13 protein-coding genes, 2 rRNA genes and 1 riboswitch are annotated in these 17,908 nt (G+C 66.6%); of the genes, 13 read left to right on the plus strand and 2 right to left on the minus strand.

All coding sequences use genetic code 11. The features are described from left to right. The first annotated feature begins 85 nt into the window (after positions 1-85). The 12 genes from QOM21_RS31490 (at position 86) to QOM21_RS31545 (ending at position 13,712) form a co-directional block, all read left to right on the plus strand. Positions 86-3,209: ribosomal RNA gene (locus QOM21_RS31490) — 23S ribosomal RNA — on the plus strand. 74 nt (positions 3,210-3,283) lie between these two features. After that, positions 3,284-3,400 (plus strand): 5S ribosomal RNA (rrf, locus tag QOM21_RS31495). Between the two features lie 140 nt (positions 3,401-3,540). Next, entirely contained in the window at positions 3,541-4,179 is a 639-nt protein-coding gene (locus QOM21_RS31500) for a CDP-alcohol phosphatidyltransferase family protein (protein WP_407554400.1), read from the plus strand. 87 nt (positions 4,180-4,266) lie between these two features. Continuing rightward, entirely contained in the window at positions 4,267-6,762 is a 2,496-nt protein-coding gene (locus tag QOM21_RS31505; protein WP_407554401.1) for a sugar phosphate nucleotidyltransferase, read from the plus strand. Positions 6,763-6,839: 77 nt separating this feature from the next. Next, a complete protein-coding gene (locus tag QOM21_RS31510) occupies positions 6,840-7,772 on the plus strand; it encodes a DUF881 domain-containing protein (protein WP_407554402.1) in 933 nt (310 codons plus the stop codon). Next, on the plus strand, positions 7,769-8,101 hold the full coding sequence (locus tag QOM21_RS31515; protein ID WP_003984969.1) for a small basic family protein: 333 nt from the start codon (positions 7,769-7,771) through the stop codon (positions 8,099-8,101). The genes QOM21_RS31510 and QOM21_RS31515 overlap by 4 nt, the downstream gene beginning before the upstream one ends. Before the next feature lie 5 nt (positions 8,102-8,106). Further along, positions 8,107-9,141 carry a DUF881 domain-containing protein gene (locus tag QOM21_RS31520; protein ID WP_407554403.1) on the plus strand — a complete coding sequence of 345 codons (1,035 nt, stop codon included), beginning with the start codon at positions 8,107-8,109 and terminating at the stop codon, positions 9,139-9,141. 117 nt (positions 9,142-9,258) lie between these two features. Then, positions 9,259-10,107, plus strand: coding sequence for an FHA domain-containing protein (locus QOM21_RS31525; protein WP_407554404.1), 849 nt, complete (start codon positions 9,259-9,261; stop codon positions 10,105-10,107). Positions 10,108-10,124: 17 nt separating this feature from the next. Next, entirely contained in the window at positions 10,125-10,871 is a 747-nt protein-coding gene (locus QOM21_RS31530; RefSeq protein ID WP_407554405.1) for a MerR family transcriptional regulator, read from the plus strand. Positions 10,872-10,927: 56 nt separating this feature from the next. Next, the gene (locus QOM21_RS31535; protein ID WP_006606439.1) at positions 10,928-11,401 is read left to right on the plus strand and encodes a bifunctional nuclease family protein; all 474 of its coding nucleotides are present in this window, start codon (positions 10,928-10,930) and stop codon (positions 11,399-11,401) included. Between the two features lie 186 nt (positions 11,402-11,587). Beyond that, entirely contained in the window at positions 11,588-12,193 is a 606-nt protein-coding gene (locus QOM21_RS31540; protein WP_407554406.1) for a MerR family transcriptional regulator, read from the plus strand. A gap of 67 nt (positions 12,194-12,260) precedes the next feature. After that, positions 12,261-13,712 (plus strand): DNA polymerase IV, encoded by a 1,452-nt coding sequence (locus QOM21_RS31545; protein ID WP_407554407.1) that lies wholly within the window; start codon positions 12,261-12,263, stop codon positions 13,710-13,712. Here QOM21_RS31545 and QOM21_RS31550 read toward each other — a convergent pair. Continuing rightward, on the minus strand, positions 13,622-14,005 hold the full coding sequence (locus QOM21_RS31550; RefSeq protein WP_407554408.1) for a PRC-barrel domain-containing protein: 384 nt from the start codon (positions 14,003-14,005) through the stop codon (positions 13,622-13,624). The two genes, QOM21_RS31545 and QOM21_RS31550, sit on opposite strands and share 91 nt — an antisense overlap. 114 nt (positions 14,006-14,119) lie before the next feature. After that, positions 14,120-14,217: riboswitch (glycine riboswitch) on the plus strand. A 188-nt stretch (positions 14,218-14,405) separates the two neighbouring features. Here QOM21_RS31550 and gcvP point away from each other — a divergent pair. After that, positions 14,406-17,291: an aminomethyl-transferring glycine dehydrogenase gene (gcvP, locus tag QOM21_RS31555; RefSeq protein ID WP_407554409.1), complete on the plus strand. Its 2,886-nt coding sequence runs from the start codon at positions 14,406-14,408 to the stop codon at positions 17,289-17,291. A gap of 73 nt (positions 17,292-17,364) precedes the next feature. Here the strand turns inward: gcvP and QOM21_RS31560 are convergent, their stop codons facing one another. Further along, a complete protein-coding gene (locus tag QOM21_RS31560) occupies positions 17,365-17,571 on the minus strand; it encodes a DUF5999 family protein (protein WP_393895270.1) in 207 nt (68 codons plus the stop codon). Positions 17,572-17,908: the final 337 nt, after the last annotated feature.

Here is a 17,908-nt window from a genome sequence, read left to right on the forward strand (position 1 = left end):
CGGCCCCAGTGAACTCGCCTTGTGTGGCGGGGTGATGGGTGGCTGGTCGTTGCTTGAGAACTGCACAGTGGACGCGAGCATCTGTGGCCAAGTTTTTAAGGGCGCACGGTGGATGCCTTGGCACCAGGAACCGATGAAGGACGTGGGAGGCCACGATAGGCCCCGGGGAGCTGTCAACCAAGCTTTGATCCGGGGGTGTCCGAATGGGGAAACCCGGCAGTCGTCATGGGCTGTCACCCGCTGCTGAACACATAGGCAGTGTGGAGGGAACGCGGGGAAGTGAAACATCTCAGTACCCGCAGGAAGAGAAAACAACCGTGATTCCGGGAGTAGTGGCGAGCGAAACCGGATGAGGCCAAACCAGTCACGTGTGATACCCGGCAGGGGTTGCGTGGTTGGGGTTGTGGGAGTTCTCTTTCATCGTCTGCCGGCGATGAGGCAAGTCAGAAACCGTTGGTGTAGGCGAAGGGCATGCGAAAGGCCCGGCGTAGAGGGTAAGACCCCCGTAGCTGAAACATCAACGGCTTGCTTGAGAACCACCCAAGTAGCACGGGGCCCGAGAAATCCCGTGTGAATCTGGCGGGACCACCCGTTAAGCCTAAATATTCCCTGGTGACCGATAGCGGATAGTACCGTGAGGGAATGGTGAAAAGTACCGCGGGAGCGGAGTGAAATAGTACCTGAAACCGTGTGCCTACAAGCCGTGGGAGCGTCGCTGTATGTGCTTGCACATGCAGTCGTGACTGCGTGCCTTTTGAAGAATGAGCCTGCGAGTTTGCGGTATGTTGCGAGGTTAACCCGTGTGGGGAAGCCGTAGCGAAAGCGAGTCCGAATAGGGCGTTGAGTAGCGTGCCCAAGACCCGAAGCGGAGTGATCTAGCCATGGGCAGGTTGAAGCGGAGGTAAGACTTCGTGGAGGACCGAACCCACCAGGGTTGAAAACCTGGGGGATGACCTGTGGTTAGGGGTGAAAGGCCAATCAAACTCCGTGATAGCTGGTTCTCCCCGAAATGCATTTAGGTGCAGCGTCGTGTGTTTCTTGCCGGAGGTAGAGCACTGGATAGGCGATGGGCCCTACCGGGTTACTGACCTTAGCCAAACTCCGAATGCCGGTAAGTGAGAGCGCGGCAGTGAGACTGTGGGGGATAAGCTCCATGGTCGAGAGGGAAACAGCCCAGAGCATCGACTAAGGCCCCTAAGCGTGTGCTAAGTGGGAAAGGATGTGGAGTCGCAGAGACAACCAGGAGGTTGGCTTAGAAGCAGCCATCCTTGAAAGAGTGCGTAATAGCTCACTGGTCAAGTGATTCCGCGCCGACAATGTAGCGGGGCTCAAGCACACCGCCGAAGTCGTGTCATTGCAGTACATACCCCCAACGGGGACTGTGATGGGTAGGGGAGCGTCGTGTGCCGGGTGAAGCAGCCGTGGAAACGAGTTGTGGACGGTTCACGAGTGAGAATGCAGGCATGAGTAGCGATACACACGTGGGAAACGTGTGCGCCGATTGACTAAGGGTTCCTGGGTCAAGCTGATCTGCCCAGGGTAAGTCGGGACCTAAGGCGAGGCCGACAGGCGTAGTCGATGGACAACCGGTTGATATTCCGGTACCCGCTTTGAAGCGCCAAACATTGAATCAGGCGATGCTAAGTCCGTGAAGCCGGCCTGGAGTCTTCGGACAAAGGGACGTGGTGGAGCCGACGAACCAGACTTGTAGTAGGTGAGTGATGGGGTGACGCAGGAAGGTAGTCCAGCCCGGGCGGTGGTTGTCCCGGGGTAAGGGTGTAGGCCGTGTGGTAGGTAAATCCGTCACACGTTAAGGCTGAGACCTGATGCCGAGCCGATTGTGGCGAAGTGGATGATCCTATGCTGTCGAGAAAAGCCTCTAGCGAGTTTCATGGCGGCCCGTACCCTAAACCGACTCAGGTGGTCAGGTAGAGAATACCGAGGCGTTCGGGTGAACTATGGTTAAGGAACTCGGCAAAATGCCCCCGTAACTTCGGGAGAAGGGGGGCCATTTCTGGTGATCCGATTTACTCGGTGAGCTGGGGGTGGCCGCAGAGACCAGCGAGAAGCGACTGTTTACTAAAAACACAGGTCCGTGCGAAGCCGTAAGGCGATGTATACGGACTGACGCCTGCCCGGTGCTGGAACGTTAAGGGGACCGGTTAGTCACATTTCGGTGTGGCGAAGCTGAGAACTTAAGCGCCAGTAAACGGCGGTGGTAACTATAACCATCCTAAGGTAGCGAAATTCCTTGTCGGGTAAGTTCCGACCTGCACGAATGGCGTAACGACTTCTCGACTGTCTCAACCATAGGCCCGGTGAAATTGCACTACGAGTAAAGATGCTCGTTTCGCGCAGCAGGACGGAAAGACCCCGGGACCTTTACTATAGCTTGATATTGGTGTTCGGTTCGGCTTGTGTAGGATAGGTGGGAGACTTTGAAGCAGCCACGCCAGTGGTTGTGGAGTCATTGTTGAAATACCACTCTGGTCGTGCTGGATGTCTAACCTGGGTCCGTGATCCGGATCAGGGACAGTGTCTGGTGGGTAGTTTAACTGGGGCGGTTGCCTCCTAAAGAGTAACGGAGGCGCCCAAAGGTTCCCTCAGCCTGGTTGGCAATCAGGTGTTGAGTGTAAGTGCACAAGGGAGCTTGACTGTGAGACTGACGGGTCGAGCAGGTACGAAAGTAGGGACTAGTGATCCGGCGGTGGCTTGTGGAAGCGCCGTCGCTCAACGGATAAAAGGTACCCCGGGGATAACAGGCTGATCTTCCCCAAGAGTCCATATCGACGGGATGGTTTGGCACCTCGATGTCGGCTCGTCGCATCCTGGGGCTGGAGTCGGTCCCAAGGGTTGGGCTGTTCGCCCATTAAAGCGGTACGCGAGCTGGGTTTAGAACGTCGTGAGACAGTTCGGTCCCTATCCGCTGTGCGCGTAGGAGTATTGAGAAGGGCTGTCCCTAGTACGAGAGGACCGGGACGGACGAACCTCTGGTGTGCCAGTTGTCCTGCCAAGGGCATGGCTGGTTGGCTACGTTCGGAAAGGATAACCGCTGAAAGCATCTAAGCGGGAAGCCTGCTTCGAGATGAGTACTCCCACCCCCTTTGAGGGGTTAAGGCTCCCAGTAGACGACTGGGTTGATAGGCCAGATATGGAAGACCGGTAACGGTTGGAGTTGACTGGTACTAATAGGCCGAGGGCTTGTCCTCAGTTGCTCGCGTCCACTGTGTAGGTTCTGAAGTAACGACCTGTGTTTTTGCCGGGTTGGTTAACTTCATAGTGTTTCGGTGGTCATTGCGTTAGGGAAACGCCCGGTTACATTTCGAACCCGGAAGCTAAGCCTTTCAGCGCCGATGGTACTGCAGGGGGGACCCTGTGGGAGAGTAGGACGCCGCCGAACAATCTTTGTGTGTAAGCCCCGTGGGAACTTCGGTTCCTGCGGGGCTTACACGCGTTTGTAGACCCCCGGCTCTGGCGGTGCCGGCGGGCCAGGTAAGGTCAGTGAGCATCATCGGCACATTTCCCACAGGAGGCCCCCGCGTGGAGGTCCAGGAGACGCGGGTCCAGACGGATCGCGTCCTCACCATCCCCAATATCCTGAGCATGGCTCGCCTCGTCGGCGTGCCGGTGTTCCTGTGGTTGATCCTGTGGCCGGAATTCGGCGGCCCGAAGGCCGCCGACGGGTGGGCCCTGCTGGTCCTCGCCCTGAGCGGAGTCAGCGACTACCTGGACGGCAAGCTCGCCCGACGCTGGAACCAGATCAGCAGCCTGGGCCGGATCCTCGACCCTGCGGCCGACCGGCTCTACATCCTCTCCACCCTCGTCGGCCTGACCTGGCGGGAGATCCTCCCGCTCTGGCTCACCGCGGCTCTGCTGGCCCGCGAACTGATGCTGCTGATCGCGGTCGGTTTCCTGGCACGGCACGGCTATGGCCCTCCCCAGGTGAACTTCCTGGGCAAAGCAGCTACCTTCAACTTGATGTATGCCTTCCCGTTGCTCTTGCTGAGCGACGGAAGCGGCTGGCTTCACACACTCGCTGCCATTTTCGGATGGGCGTTCGCCGGTTGGGGTACGGCGCTCTATTGGTGGGCAGGGATCCTCTACGTGGTCCAGGTCCGCCGCATCATCAGGGCGGACGTCCACGGCCGACTGAGCTCGCCGAATGGCCGTAGTGCATAGGCCCAGTGCCCGTAGGAACGTTGCGTGGGCGATCTGGACGGGTGAGGTCGGCAAGACCGTCGTCTCTTAGAGGAGGACGCTTCCGACATGAAGGCCGTTGTGATGGCCGGCGGCGAAGGCACGCGACTTCGCCCCATGACGTCCAGCATGCCCAAGCCGCTGCTGCCTGTGGCCAATAGGCCGATCATGGAGCATGTGCTGAGGCTGCTGAAACGGCATGGTCTCAATGAGACCGTCGTGACTGTGCAATTCCTTGCCTCCCTCGTCCGTAACTACTTCGGCGACGGGGAAGAGCTCGGCATGGAGCTCACGTATGCCAATGAGGAAAAGCCACTGGGCACCGCGGGCAGCGTGAAGAACGCGGAAGAGGCCCTGAAGGATGATGCCTTCCTCGTGATCTCCGGTGATGCCCTCACCGACTTCGATCTCAGTGATCTGATTCGCTTCCACAAGGAAAAGGGAGCACTCGTCACCGTCTGTCTGACGAGGGTTCCCAATCCGCTGGAGTTCGGCATCACCATTGTCGACGAAGAGGGCAAGGTGGAGCGCTTCCTGGAGAAGCCCACCTGGGGACAGGTCTTCTCGGACACCGTCAACACCGGCATCTACGTCATGGAGCCGGAGGTGTTCGACTATTTCGAGCCCGACGTTCCGGTGGACTGGTCCGGAGATGTCTTCCCGCAGCTCATGAAGGAAGGCAAGCCGATCTACGGCTATGTCGCCGAGGGCTATTGGGAGGACGTCGGCACCCACGAGAGTTACGTGAAGGCCCAGGCCGATGTGCTGGAGGGCAAGGTCGACGTCGATATCGACGGCTTCGAGATCTCCCCGGGCGTATGGGTCGCCGAGGGTGCCGAAGTCCACCCGGACGCTGTGTTGCGCGGGCCGCTGTACATCGGTGACTACGCCAAGGTCGAAGCGGGCGCCGAGATCCGCGAGCACACGGTCGTCGGCTCCAACGTCGTGGTGAAGGACGGTGCGTTCCTGCACCGCGCCGTCGTGCACGACAACGTCTATATCGGCCAGCACAGCAATCTGCGTGGCTGTGTGATCGGCAAGAACACCGACATCATGCGGGCCGCCCGGATCGAGGACGGCGCCGTCATCGGCGACGAATGCCTCATCGGCGAAGAATCGATTGTCCAGGGCAACGTACGGGTCTATCCCTTCAAGACCATCGAGGCCGGTGCGTTCGTCAACACCTCGGTGATCTGGGAGTCCAGAGGCCAGGCGCATCTGTTCGGCGCGCGCGGCGTGTCCGGCATCCTCAATGTCGAGATCACGCCCGAACTCGCCGTGCGGCTCGCGGGTGCCTACGCCACCACGCTCAAGAAGGGCTCCACGGTCACCACGGCGCGTGACCACTCCCGTGGCGCGCGAGCGCTCAAGCGCGCGGTGATCTCCGCGCTCCAGGCCAGTGCCATCGATGTGCGCGACCTGGAGAACGTGCCGCTGCCGGTGGCCCGGCAGCAGACCGCCCGGGGCAGTGCGGGCGGCATCATGGTGCGGACGACGCCCGGTGTCCCGGACTCCGTCGACATCATGTTCTTCGACGAGCGGGGCGCGGACCTCTCGCAGGCCGGCCAGCGCAAGCTCGATCGGGTCTACGCACGTCAGGAGTACCGCCGTGCGTTCCCCGGAGAGATCGGTGACCTGCGCTTCCCGGCCAGCGTCTTCGACTCCTACACCGGGTCCCTGTTGCGCGCGGTGGACACCACGGGCATCAGTGAGGCCGGGCTGAAGGTCGTCGTGGACGCCTCGAACGGCAGCGCCGGCCTGGTCCTGCCCAGCCTGCTCGGCCGGCTCGGCGTGGACTCCCTGACCATCAACCCCGGTCTCGACGAGTCCCGTCCGACCGAGACGGCCGACGCACGGCGCTCCGGACTCGTCCGGCTCGGCGAGATCGTGGCCTCGGCGCGAGCGGCCTTCGGCGTGCGCTTCGACCCCGTCGGCGAGCGGCTGTCGCTGGTGGACGAGCGCGGAAGGATCATCGAGGACGACCGTGCGCTGCTGGTCATGCTGGATCTCGTCGCCGCGGAACGTCGCAGTGGCCGGGTCGCGCTGCCGGTGACCACCACCCGGATCGCCGAGCAGGTGGCTGCGTATCACGGCACCCAGGTGGAGTGGACGACCACGTCGCCGGACGATCTGACCCGGGTGGGGCGGGCGGACGGCACCGTCTTCGGCGGTAACGGCATGGGCGGGTTCATCATCCCGGAGTTCAGCAGCGTCTTCGACGGCGCCGCGGCGTTCGTCCGGCTGATCGGCCTGGTGGCGCGTACGCAGCTCACGCTGAGCCAGATCGACGCGCGGATCCCGAGGGCGCATGTGCAGCGACGTGACCTGGCGACGCCGTGGGCGGTCAAGGGTCTGGTCATGCGGCATGTGGTCGAGGCGGCCGGTGACCGGGACGTGGACACCACCGACGGTGTGCGCGTGGTGGAGTCCGACGGACGTTGGGTGCTGGTGCTGCCCGACCCGGCCGAGGCCGTGACGCATCTGTGGGCTGAGGGACCGGACGACGCCTCCGCACAGCAGCTCCTGGACGAGTGGTCCGCCGTGGTGGACAGCGCCGGACGCTGACCCCAGGGCCCCACCGGCGTGCCGCGATCCGGTACGTCGGTGGGGCCATTGGGATCACGTGTCGCCGACGTGCGACGATGTGCGGCATGTCGCAGGAGCGCCCCGATCGGAGCACCACCAAGAAGCCCGCCGCGCGCCCCGATGCGTCCATGTCGCTGCTGACCAACGTGATGGACCACAGCCTGGACGACGGATACGCGGAGGCCGCCGAGCGGAAGTCCGCAGCGGGCGTGAGCGGGCTGCCGCGCACCCTGCGTGCGAAATTGGGCCTCGCGGCCGGCCTGGTGCTTGCGGCGGTCGTGGTGACCGTGGGTGCGGCGCAGGCGCGGATAGCTGCGCCGACGCTGGCCAAGGAACACGAAGAGCTGATCAACCGCATCCAGCGGGGCACCGCCGAGGCGGACAAGCAGCAGAAGCGGGTCGACGCGACGCGGGACGCCGTCAGCAAGATGCAGGCCGAGGCGCTCAAGGCGCACGGCGGCGGCAGGGCCGAACTGCTGGCGCTGCTGGCCGGTTCGACCCAGGTCACAGGACCCGGCGTGAAGCTGGTCGTGGACGACGCCAAACAGGCGGAGTCCAGCGGCGGCGGGCCGCGCGAGAGCAGCGGTTTCTCGGACACCGGCCGGGTACGGGACCGGGACATGCAGCGCGTCGTCAACGGCCTCTGGGAGTCAGGGGCGGAGGCCATCTCTGTCAATGGGCAGCGGCTTACGTCACTCTCGGCGATCAGAGCCGCAGGAGACGCCATACTGGTCGACAACAAGCCACTGGTGCCGCCTTATACGGTGCTGGCGGTGGGGGACGGGCAGCGGCTCAGCACCGCGTTCCAGGACAGTGCGGACGGTCAGTACCTGCACGTGCTCCAGGAGAACTACGGCGTACGGACCAGGATTTCCGCCGAGTCCGAGGTCACGCTGCCACCCGCACCGAGCTTGACCGTACGAACCGCAAAGCCACAGGCCGGTGCCGCGAAAGCGGACGGCACCGACACAGGGAAGGGCACATCGTGATCGCCGTACTGGGCCTCATCGTGGGAGTCGTGGTCGGACTTGTGGTCCGACCCGTGGTGCCGACGGTGGTCGAGCCCTACTTGCCGATCGCTGTCGTGGCGGCGCTGGACGCCGTGTTCGGCGGACTGCGCGCGATGCTGGATGGCATCTTCGACGACAAGGTCTTCGTTGTCTCCTTCCTCTCGAACGTGGTCGTCGCCGCGCTGATCGTCTTCCTCGGTGACAAGTTGGGCGTCGGCGCACAGCTCTCCACCGGTGTCGTCGTCGTGCTGGGTATCCGGATCTTCTCCAACGCTGCCGCGATCCGCCGGCACGTCTTCAGGGCGTGAGGCGGATGGCAACCGACGAGACACCGGAGCCGGAGAACAACGGGCCGGGCCCGGAGAAGAGCGAGCCGGAGTCGCCGACGAGCAAGCCGGAGCCGCCGAAGGACCGCGGTCCGGCCGACCGCCGGCCGCTGCCTCCGGAGAGCCGGGACGCCGCCGAGCGGGCTTCGGTGGAAAACGAGCCGAAGGCGCCGGAACCGGACGGCGAGGCGCGCGACGAACGCAAAGCGGCGGACGCCGCCCCCGAGCCGGGGGAGGGCGCTTCCGAGGAGCCGGCCACCGCGTCGGAAGCGCCGGCGGCGGACGAGCCGGAGGGTCGCCGGGAGAACGGTCGGCAGCGGCTTTTCGCGAGCCTGTGGCCGCCGCGGCTGACGCGGGCTCAACTGATCGTCGCCCTGCTGCTGTTCATTCTCGGTCTGGGCCTGGCGATTCAGGTACGTTCCACAAGTGACAGCAGTGCGCTGCGAGGGGCGCGCCAGGAGGACCTGGTGCGGATCCTGGACGAGCTGGACAACCGCTCCCAGCGGTTGACGGACGAACAGCGGCGTCTGGAAGGGCAGAAGACCGAGCTGGAGAACAGCTCGGACCAGGCCGAGGAGGCCCGTAAGCAGACCGTGGAGAAGGAACAGCAGCTGGGTGTGCTGGCCGGGACCGTCGCGGCTCAGGGGCCCGGCATCACCCTGACCATCAACGACCCGACGCGCTCCGTCGAGGCGGACAAGCTGCTGGACACCATCCAGGAGCTGCGGGCGGCCGGAGCCGAGGCCATTCAGGTCAATGATGTGCGCGTCGTCGCGGACACCTATCTCTCGGATGTCCGGGGCGGGGTGGAGATCGACGGCAAGCGGGTCACCCAGCCGTATCGCTTCAAGGTCATCGGCAAGCCAGAGGACCTGGAGCCTGCGCTGAACATCCCTGGTGGGGTGGTCCAGACGCTGGAAAAAGAGCAGGCCACGGTGGCTGTGACCCGTCAGGGGAAGATCATTGTGAACGCCTTGCGAGAGGCGAAGCGGCCTGACTACGCTCGGTCGTCATCGCAGTGAGGCGTAGACGTATGTCGACGGCCCGGGAGGGCATGACGTAGCGGGGGGTCGACGCACCGTGCGCGTGGTGTGTGGTGGAAACTGTCTGAAGGCCACGGACGTTCACAGGATGTCCGGATGGGCCGGTGTGTGCATCGAGGGTTCGTCCTGCCCCACGGGCGGGTCTGTTTCGTTCAAGGGGAATCGCCCGTGAAGTTGTTTGGAAAGCTGTTCGGCAAGAGCGCACGTCAGGAGGGCGGCAGCGGCTCTGCGCGGCACCGCGCTCCGCGCCAGCCCGACGAGAGTGCGGTGGGCGAGGACCGTCCGCTCTTCCGTGACGAGGTCGGCGGTCCGTCCGGGGGGTACGGGGCGGGTTCTGTTGACCCCTCGGGTGCCGCCCGCATAGGTTCCCAGGAACCATCAGCCTCAAGCACGGGTGGAGGGTTGGCCTTGCCGGTATGTACGAGGTGTGGGCACCGGAACGCCGAGGCGAGCCGGTTCTGCTCCAACTGTGGTGCGCCGCTGCGCGCGGGGGCTCAGGCCGAGCGCCCGTCGGAGACGACCTCGACCATCTCCATCTCGGGGCTCGAGGCCTACGACGCGGAGGCGACCGGGCAGACCCCGACGCCGTCGCTCTCTCCCGAGGCTCAGGCGGCGGTCGACGCTCTTCCGCTGGGCTCGGCGCTGCTGGTGGTCCGCCGGGGTCCGAACTCGGGCAGTCGCTTCCTGCTGGACAGCGACCTGACGACGGCGGGTCGTCACCCGCAGAGCGACATCTTCCTCGACGATGTGACGGTCTCGCGCCGCCACGTGGAGTTCCGTCGTGGCCAGGACGGTGGGTTCACGGTCGCCGATGTCGGCAGCCTGAACGGTACCTACGTCAACCGTGAGCGGATCGATTCGGTCGACCTCGCGAACGGCGACGAGGTCCAGATCGGCAAGTACCGCCTGGTCTTCTACGCGAGTCAGCGAGGCGTCGGTATCTGACCGACCAGGGAAGGCATATGCGCCATACACCGACAGGCGGTGCCGGTTCTGCCGGCACCGCCTCCTCGGCCGGCAAGCCGGTGAGCATCGGCACGGTGCTCACCTTGCTGCGCGAGGAATTCCCCGAGGTCACCATCTCCAAGATCCGGTTTCTGGAGGCCGAGGGGCTGGTCGAGCCGAAGCGCACGCCTTCCGGGTACCGCAAATTCACCCAGGAGGACGTCCAGCGCCTCGCAGGCGTCCTGCGGATGCAGCGGGACCACTATCTGCCGCTGAAGGTCATCCGGGAGTATCTGGACGCCCTGGAGCGCGGTGAGCGGGTGCAGCTGCCGGCCCAGGCGACACCCTCCCGGGATCTGGTGGACGGCGTCCACGTCCCGGACGAGGAGCGGCCCACCGCTGCCCGGATCGGCCGGGAGGAGCTGCTGGCCGCCGCCGAGGTGGAGGAGGCGGCACTCGCCGACTGGGAGTCGTACGGCCTCATCGCCGCCAATGACGACGGAAGCTACGACATCGAGGCCGTCACCGTCGCCAGACTTGTCGCGGACCTCGGACGCTTCGGTCTGGAGCCGCGTCACCTGCGTGCCGTGAAGGCCGCCGCCGAGCGCGAGGCGGGCCTGGTCGAACAGGTGGTCGCACCCCTTCGGCGGCATCGCAACCCACAGACCAGAGCCCATGCCGAAGCCACCGCCAAAGAGCTGGCAACGCTGTCGGTGCGGCTGCATGCGGCATTGGTCCAGACCGCTCTGCGGGTGCGCCTGTAGTCGGCAAACGAGTGCCCGACTACCCAAACCGGCCGGGCACGTCCTAGGGTTGCTGTGTGAACGAGCTCGATGTCGTGGGTGTCCGGGTGGAAATGCCTTCCAGCCAACCGATCGTGCTCCTGCGGGAGGTGGGAGGCGACCGATACTTGCCCATTTGGATCGGGCCAGGGGAGGCCACCGCCATCGCTTTCGCCCAGCAGGGCATGGTCCCTGCCAGGCCGCTGACGCATGACCTTTTCAAGGACGTGCTCGAAGCGGTGGGCCAGGAGCTGACGCAGGTCCGCATCACGGATCTGCGCGAAGGGGTGTTCTACGCCGAACTGGTCTTCGCCAGCGGCGTGGAAGTGAGCGCGCGTCCGTCCGACGCGATAGCACTCGCCCTGCGCACCGGAACGCCGATCTTCGGTACCGACGGTGTGCTGGACGACGCGGGAATCGCGATCCCGGACGAGCAGGAGGACGAGGTGGAGAAGTTCCGTGAGTTCCTCGACCAGATCTCGCCCGAGGACTTCGGTACCAACAGCCAGTGATGCCGACAGACCGGACGCCTAATTCCGGCCAAACTGTTAGCCCTTCCCCGTGTCAGGTCACGAGAAACCACTCGTAGGGTGATTATCACTCGGCGTGGCGAGCGCGGCGATCGTTGACGCACCCGGGGTGACTGCATACCGTCGATATGGCAGGTCCCGTCCGGGACGTGGAGGACGGAGGGCGGCGTGGCAATCACCGGCGACGGTATGGCGGCGGAAGGGGCGTTGCCGCTCCACTCGGGTGCAGCAGCGAATCGTGCACCCGCGCAGGTGGCCGCAGTGTCGGCGGACGGCGAGACGCAGACCATCGGCTACCGCGGACCGACCGCGTGTGCGGCGGCGGGGATCACCTACCGGCAGCTGGACTACTGGGCCCGTACGGGCCTTGTGGAGCCCAGCGTTCGGCCGGCGTACGGCTCCGGCACCCAGCGGCTCTACAGCTTCCGGGACGTCGTCGTTCTCAAAATCGTCAAACGGCTGCTCGACACCGGTGTCTCGCTGCAGAACATCCGTACCGCCGTTCAGCACCTGCGCTCGCGCGGGCTGGCGGATCTGACGCGGATGACGCTCATGAGCGATGGCGCGACGGTCTACGAGTGCACCTCGCCCGATCAGGTCGTGGATCTCCTCCAGGGCGGTCAGGGCGTCTTCGGTATCGCGGTCGGCGTGGTCTGGCGGGACGTGGAGGGCGCGCTCTCCCAGCTGCACGGCGAGCGTGTGGACACCGGCGAGACGCTCATCGGGAAGAACCCCCACGACGAGCTGGCGCGACGCCGCAACCGGGCGGGCTGAGCGCCGCACGCGCTTTCCGGCCCGGCGCGTGGGGCGATTGTCAGTGGTGTGCGGGAGCATCGATGGTGTGAGACCTGCGCCGACGATCCTGCATCTGGACATGGATGCGTTCTTCGCGGCCGCCGAACAGGCGGCCAAGCCGAGTCTGCGCGGGAAACCGGTGGTGGTCGGCGGGATCGGGCCGCGCGGGGTGGTCTCCACGGCGTCGTACGAGGCCCGGGTCTTCGGCATCCGTTCGGCGATGCCCACGGCTCAGGCGCGTCGCCTGTGCCCCAACGCCGCGTATCTCAATCCCCGTTTCACCCTCTACCGCCAGGTGAGTGAGACGGTGATGCAGCTCTTGCACGCGCTGTCGCCCCTGGTGGAGCCGCTGAGCCTGGACGAGGCATTCGTCGATCTGGAGGCGGGCGGTGTCGAGGCGGAGACGGCCGCCGTCCGCGCGGTGGGGGAGCGGCTGCGGCGCGACATCCGGGAGGCCACGGGTCTGACGGGCTCGGTGGGGCTCGCGGGGGCCAAGATGCTGGCGAAGATCGCGTCCGAGGCGGCGAAACCGGACGGGCTCGTGGTGATCGAGCCGGGCACCGAGCGGGAGCTGCTGGGGCCGATGACGGTGCGGACCCTGCCCGGGGTCGGGCCGGCCACTGCCGAGGCGCTGCGCCGGGCCGGGATCACGACGGTCGCGGAGACCGCGGAGGCCGGTGAGGCGGAGCTGGTGCGCCTGCTGGGGAAGTCCCACGGCGCCGGGCTGTACGCGATGGCGCTGGGCCGGGACGACCGGCCGGTGGTGGCGGAGCGGGACGCGAAGTCGATCTCGGTCGAGGACACCTTCGAGGTCGATCTGACCGACCGCACCCGGGTGCGGTCGGAGGTGGTGCGCCTCGCGGACCGCTGTGTGCGGCGGCTGCGGGCCGCCGGGCGTTCCGGGCGTACGGTCGTGATCAAGGTCCGGAGCTATGACTTCTCGACGCTGACCCGCTCCGAGACGCTCCGCGGGCCCACCGACGACCCCTCGGTCGTGCGGGAGGCCGCCGCACGGCTGCTGGAGACCGTGGACACCACGGGCGGCGTGCGGCTGCTGGGGGTCGGCGTGAGCGGGCTGGCCGATTTCACGCAGGAGGACCTCTTCGCCCAGGTGGCGACCGAGCGCGAGGCCGCGGAGACCGCGAAGGCGGCTCGGGAGCACGCGGCGGACGAGGCCGGTGAGCGGGAGCCGCCGGAGCCGCTGCCGCGTCGCTGGCTGCCGGGGCTCGACATCGTGCACGACGAGTACGGCGCCGGGTGGGTGCAGGGGAGCGGGGTCGGGAGAGTGACCGTCCGCTTCGAGACGCCGTGGTCCGCACCGGGAAGGGTGCGGACCTTTGCCGTCGAGGACCCCGCGCTGCGGCCCGGGGAGCCACTGCCGCTGGTGCGGGAGAAGCCGACCGGGTCTCAGTCCTCCGAACCGGCGATCTTGCCGAAGTCCTTGTCGCCCGCCGAGGAGACCGCGTCGGCGTCGGGGGAGGAGATATCCAGCCGGTAGTGGTGGTAGAGCTGCAGCTCCTGCTCGGGGGAGAGGTGCCGGCCGACACCGAAGTCGGGGGCGTCCTTGATCAGCTTGCGGTCGAAGGGGATGCGCAGGCCCTCGTCGGCCAGCTCGCTCGGCTCCAGCGGGACGAAGGCGTCCCTGCTGAACAAGCCGGTGCGCACGGCCGCCCACTCCGGTTCCCCGGTCGCGTCGTCGAGATAGACCTCGTCGACGGTGCCGATTTTCGTGCCGTGTCGGTCGAACGCCTTGCGGCCGATCAGGCTCCGGGGATCGATGTCGGTTTGCACGGCCCCTCCATGTGGTCGCAACTGCCCTGTCACCACTACCAAACGGTACATTTCGCGCCCCGGCCACTCGAAAGTTCCTCCGGGGGGTGCGCTGGTAGGCTGGCGAATGGCTGCAGACCCCATGCGGGAGAGTCCTTTGTCGTTCGCGACGGGGGCGCCGAAGGAGCAAATCCTCCCCGGAATCTCTCAGGCACACGTACCGCATGGACGAGGTCACTCTGGAAAGCAGGGCGGGCCACGGACGGGCACAACGCCGGAACCCTTCCTCACCGACGGTGAAAATCGGACCGCAGCGCGCGGGCCGGTGAAGCTCTCAGGTTGAGATGACAGAGGGGGAGGCCGTCCGGGCACCAGCGCCGTGGTGCCCCTCGTAGGTCGTATGACCAGGAGGCCCCCGCAGATGACCACCAATCGCATCTCCTTGACCGAGCTGGAGCGCGGTACCCCCTTCGAGCGCCGGCACATCGGGCCTGACCACGAGGCGCAGGCGAAGATGCTCGCGCACGTCGGATTCGGATCGCTGGACGAGCTCACCGCCACCGCCGTACCCGATGTGATCAAGAGCGCCGAGGCGCTGGGGCTGCCCCAGGGCCGCTCCGAGGCCGAGGTCCTGGACGAGCTGCGCAGCCTCGCGGACCGCAACCAGGTCCTGTCCTCCATGATCGGCCTGGGGTACTACGGCACGTTCACGCCGCCGGTGATCCTGCGCAACGTCATGGAGAACCCGTCCTGGTACACGGCCTACACGCCCTACCAGCCGGAGATCTCGCAGGGCCGGCTGGAGGCGCTGCTGAACTTCCAGACCATGGTCGCCGACCTGACGGGCCTGCCCACCTCCGGCGCCTCCCTCCTGGACGAGGGCACCGCCGCGGCCGAGGCCATGTCGCTCGCCCGGCGGGTCGGCAAGGTCAAGCAGGGCGTCTTCCTGGTCGACGCCGACTGTCTGCCGCAGACCATCGCCGTGCTCCAGACCCGCGCCGAGCCGACCGGCGTCGAGGTCGTCGTCGCGGACCTCGGTGACGGCATTCCGGCCGAGATCGCCGAGCGCGGCGTCTTCGGCGTGCTCCTGCAGTACCCCGGGGCCTCCGGTGCGGTCCGCGACCCGCGTGCGGTGATCGCGCAGGCGCAGGAGCTGGGCGCGATCGTCACCGTCGCCGCCGACCTCCTCGCGCTGACGCTGCTGACCTCGCCCGGCGAGCTCGGCGCGGACATCGCCGTCGGCACGACCCAGCGCTTCGGCGTCCCGATGGGCTTCGGCGGGCCGCACGCCGGCTTCATGGCCGTCCGCGACAAGTTCGCCCGCAGCCTTCCCGGCCGTCTGGTGGGCGTCTCGGTCGACGCCGACGGCAACAAGGCATACCGCCTGGCCCTGCAGACCCGTGAGCAGCACATTCGCCGCGAGAAGGCCACCAGCAACATCTGCACCGCGCAGGTGCTGCTCGCCGTCATGGCCGGTATGTACGCGGTCTACCACGGCCCGGACGGCCTGGCCGCCATCGCGCGCCGCACCCATCGCTACGCCACCCTCCTCGCCGAGGGCCTGCGGGCGGGCGGTGTGGAGATCGTGCACGGCGCGTACTTCGACACGCTGACCGCGCGGGTGCCCGGCCGCGCCGCGGAGGTCGTGGCCGCCGCCCGCGAGGCCGGCATCAACCTCCGCCAGGTCGACGCCGACCTCGTCGGCATCGCCTGCGACGAGACCACCGGCCGCGGGCAGCTGGCCGGTGTCTTCGGCGCCTTCGGTGTCCAGGCGGACATCGAGCAGCTGGACGCGGCCGCGGTCGAGGGACTGCCGCAGGAGCTGCTGCGCACCGACGACTACCTCGGTCACCCGGTCTTCCACCAGCACCGTTCCGAGACCGCGATGCTGCGCTACCTGCGCACCCTCGCCGACAAGGACTACGCGCTGGACCGCGGCATGATCCCGCTCGGCTCGTGCACGATGAAGCTGAATGCCACCACCGAGATGGAGCCGGTCACCTGGCCGGCGTTCGGGCAGCTGCACCCCTTCGCGCCGGCCGGCCAGGCGCAGGGCTACCTCACCCTGATCCAGGAGCTGGAGGAGCAGCTGGCCACGGTCACCGGCTACGACAAGGTCTCCATCCAGCCGAACGCCGGCTCCCAGGGCGAGCTGGCCGGCCTGCTGGCCGTGCGTGCCTACCACCGCGCCAACGGCGACGAGCAGCGCACCGTCTGCCTGATCCCCTCCTCGGCGCACGGCACCAACGCCGCCAGCGCCGTGATGGCGGGGATGAAGGTCGTCGTCGTCAAGACCGGCGAGGACGGTGAGGTCGACACCGACGATCTGCACGCCAAGATCGACAAGCACCGCGACGAACTCGCGGTCCTGATGGTCACCTACCCCTCCACGCACGGCGTGTTCGAGGAGCACATCACGCAGATCTGCGCCGCCGTGCACGACGCGGGCGGCCAGGTCTACGTCGACGGCGCCAACCTCAACGCGCTGGTCGGCCTCGCCGAGCCGGGCAAGTTCGGCGGCGATGTCTCGCACCTCAACCTGCACAAGACCTTCTGCATCCCGCACGGCGGCGGCGGCCCCGGCGTCGGCCCTGTCGGTGTCCGGGCCCACCTGGCGCCGTACCTGCCCAACCACCCGCTGCAGCCCACCGCCGGCCCGGAGACGGGCGTCGGCCCGATCTCCGCGGCGCCGTGGGGCTCGGCCGGCATCCTGCCGATCTCCTGGGCGTACGTCCGGCTGATGGGCGGCGAGGGCCTCAAGCGCGCCACCCAGGTCGCGGTGCTCGGCGCCAACTACATCGCCAAGCGTCTGGAGCCGCACTACCCGGTGCTCTACACCGGCCCGGGCGGTCTGGTCGCCCACGAGTGCATCATCGACGTCCGGCCGCTGACCAAGGAGACCGGGGTGAGCATCGACGACGTGGCCAAGCGGCTCATCGACTACGGCTTCCACGCGCCGACGATGTCCTTCCCGGTGGCCGGCACGCTCATGATCGAGCCGACCGAGAGCGAGGACCTCAGCGAGCTGGACCGGTTCTGCGACGCGATGATCGCCATCCGCGCGGAGATCGAGAAGGTCGGCTCGGGGGAGTGGGACAAGGACGACAACCCGCTGCGCAACGCCCCGCACACCGCGGGCGCGCTGACCGGCGAATGGGAGCACTCCTACTCCCGCGAGGAGGCCGTCTTCCCGGCGGGCGTCGTCGCCGCGGAGAAGTACTGGCCGCCGGTGCGGCGGATCGACGGCGCCTTCGGCGACCGCAACCTCGTCTGCTCCTGCCCTCCGCTGGAGGACTACGACGGCTGACGTCCGTCATCGCACATCAAGGGCCCTCGGCAGATCCTGCCGGGGGCCCTGTTGTTCTGCCGGTGCGCCCGGGTCAGGCGGCGGAGACGACCCGGGTGCCACCGAGCGGCCGGTTCGGGGCGATGACCTGCCCGTCCGGAAGGAGCTCACCGGTGTCCTCGAAGAGGAGGACGCCGTTGCACAGCAGGCTCCAACCCTGCTCCGGGTGGTGTGCCACGGGATGCGCGGCTTCCCGGTCGGTGGAGTCTGCTGACGGGCAGGGTGGTTGGTGCTGACACATGGATGAAGTCTTTCGCTGCGGTGTGGTGAACGTCGTCGTGCGGCTCGATGAGGTGTTCATGGCCGCTCCCCCGTTTCCTCGGTCGGTCCCAGTGTTGCCCTCCGGAGGCGTTTCCGCAGGGATTTCGCAGCAGCGGTACTCACTCGATACTGACGTGTCACCCATGCGGGCGGTTGCTCCCAATTACGCAGTTACTCAGGCGGGTTGGGAGTGGTAGGGGTGGGCTAGGCCGGGCGGGTGAGACAGCGAAGCGCCCCGCGGCCGGACGGGGCCGCGGGGCGCGCTCCTGAGGGACGGCGTGCGTCGGTGCGCCGGTCCGCGGACGGAACCGGCGTCC

Origin of the sequence: Streptomyces sp. Pv4-95 (assembly GCF_045782725.1) — a bacterium.
Classification (GTDB): domain Bacteria; phylum Actinomycetota; class Actinomycetes; order Streptomycetales; family Streptomycetaceae; genus Streptomyces.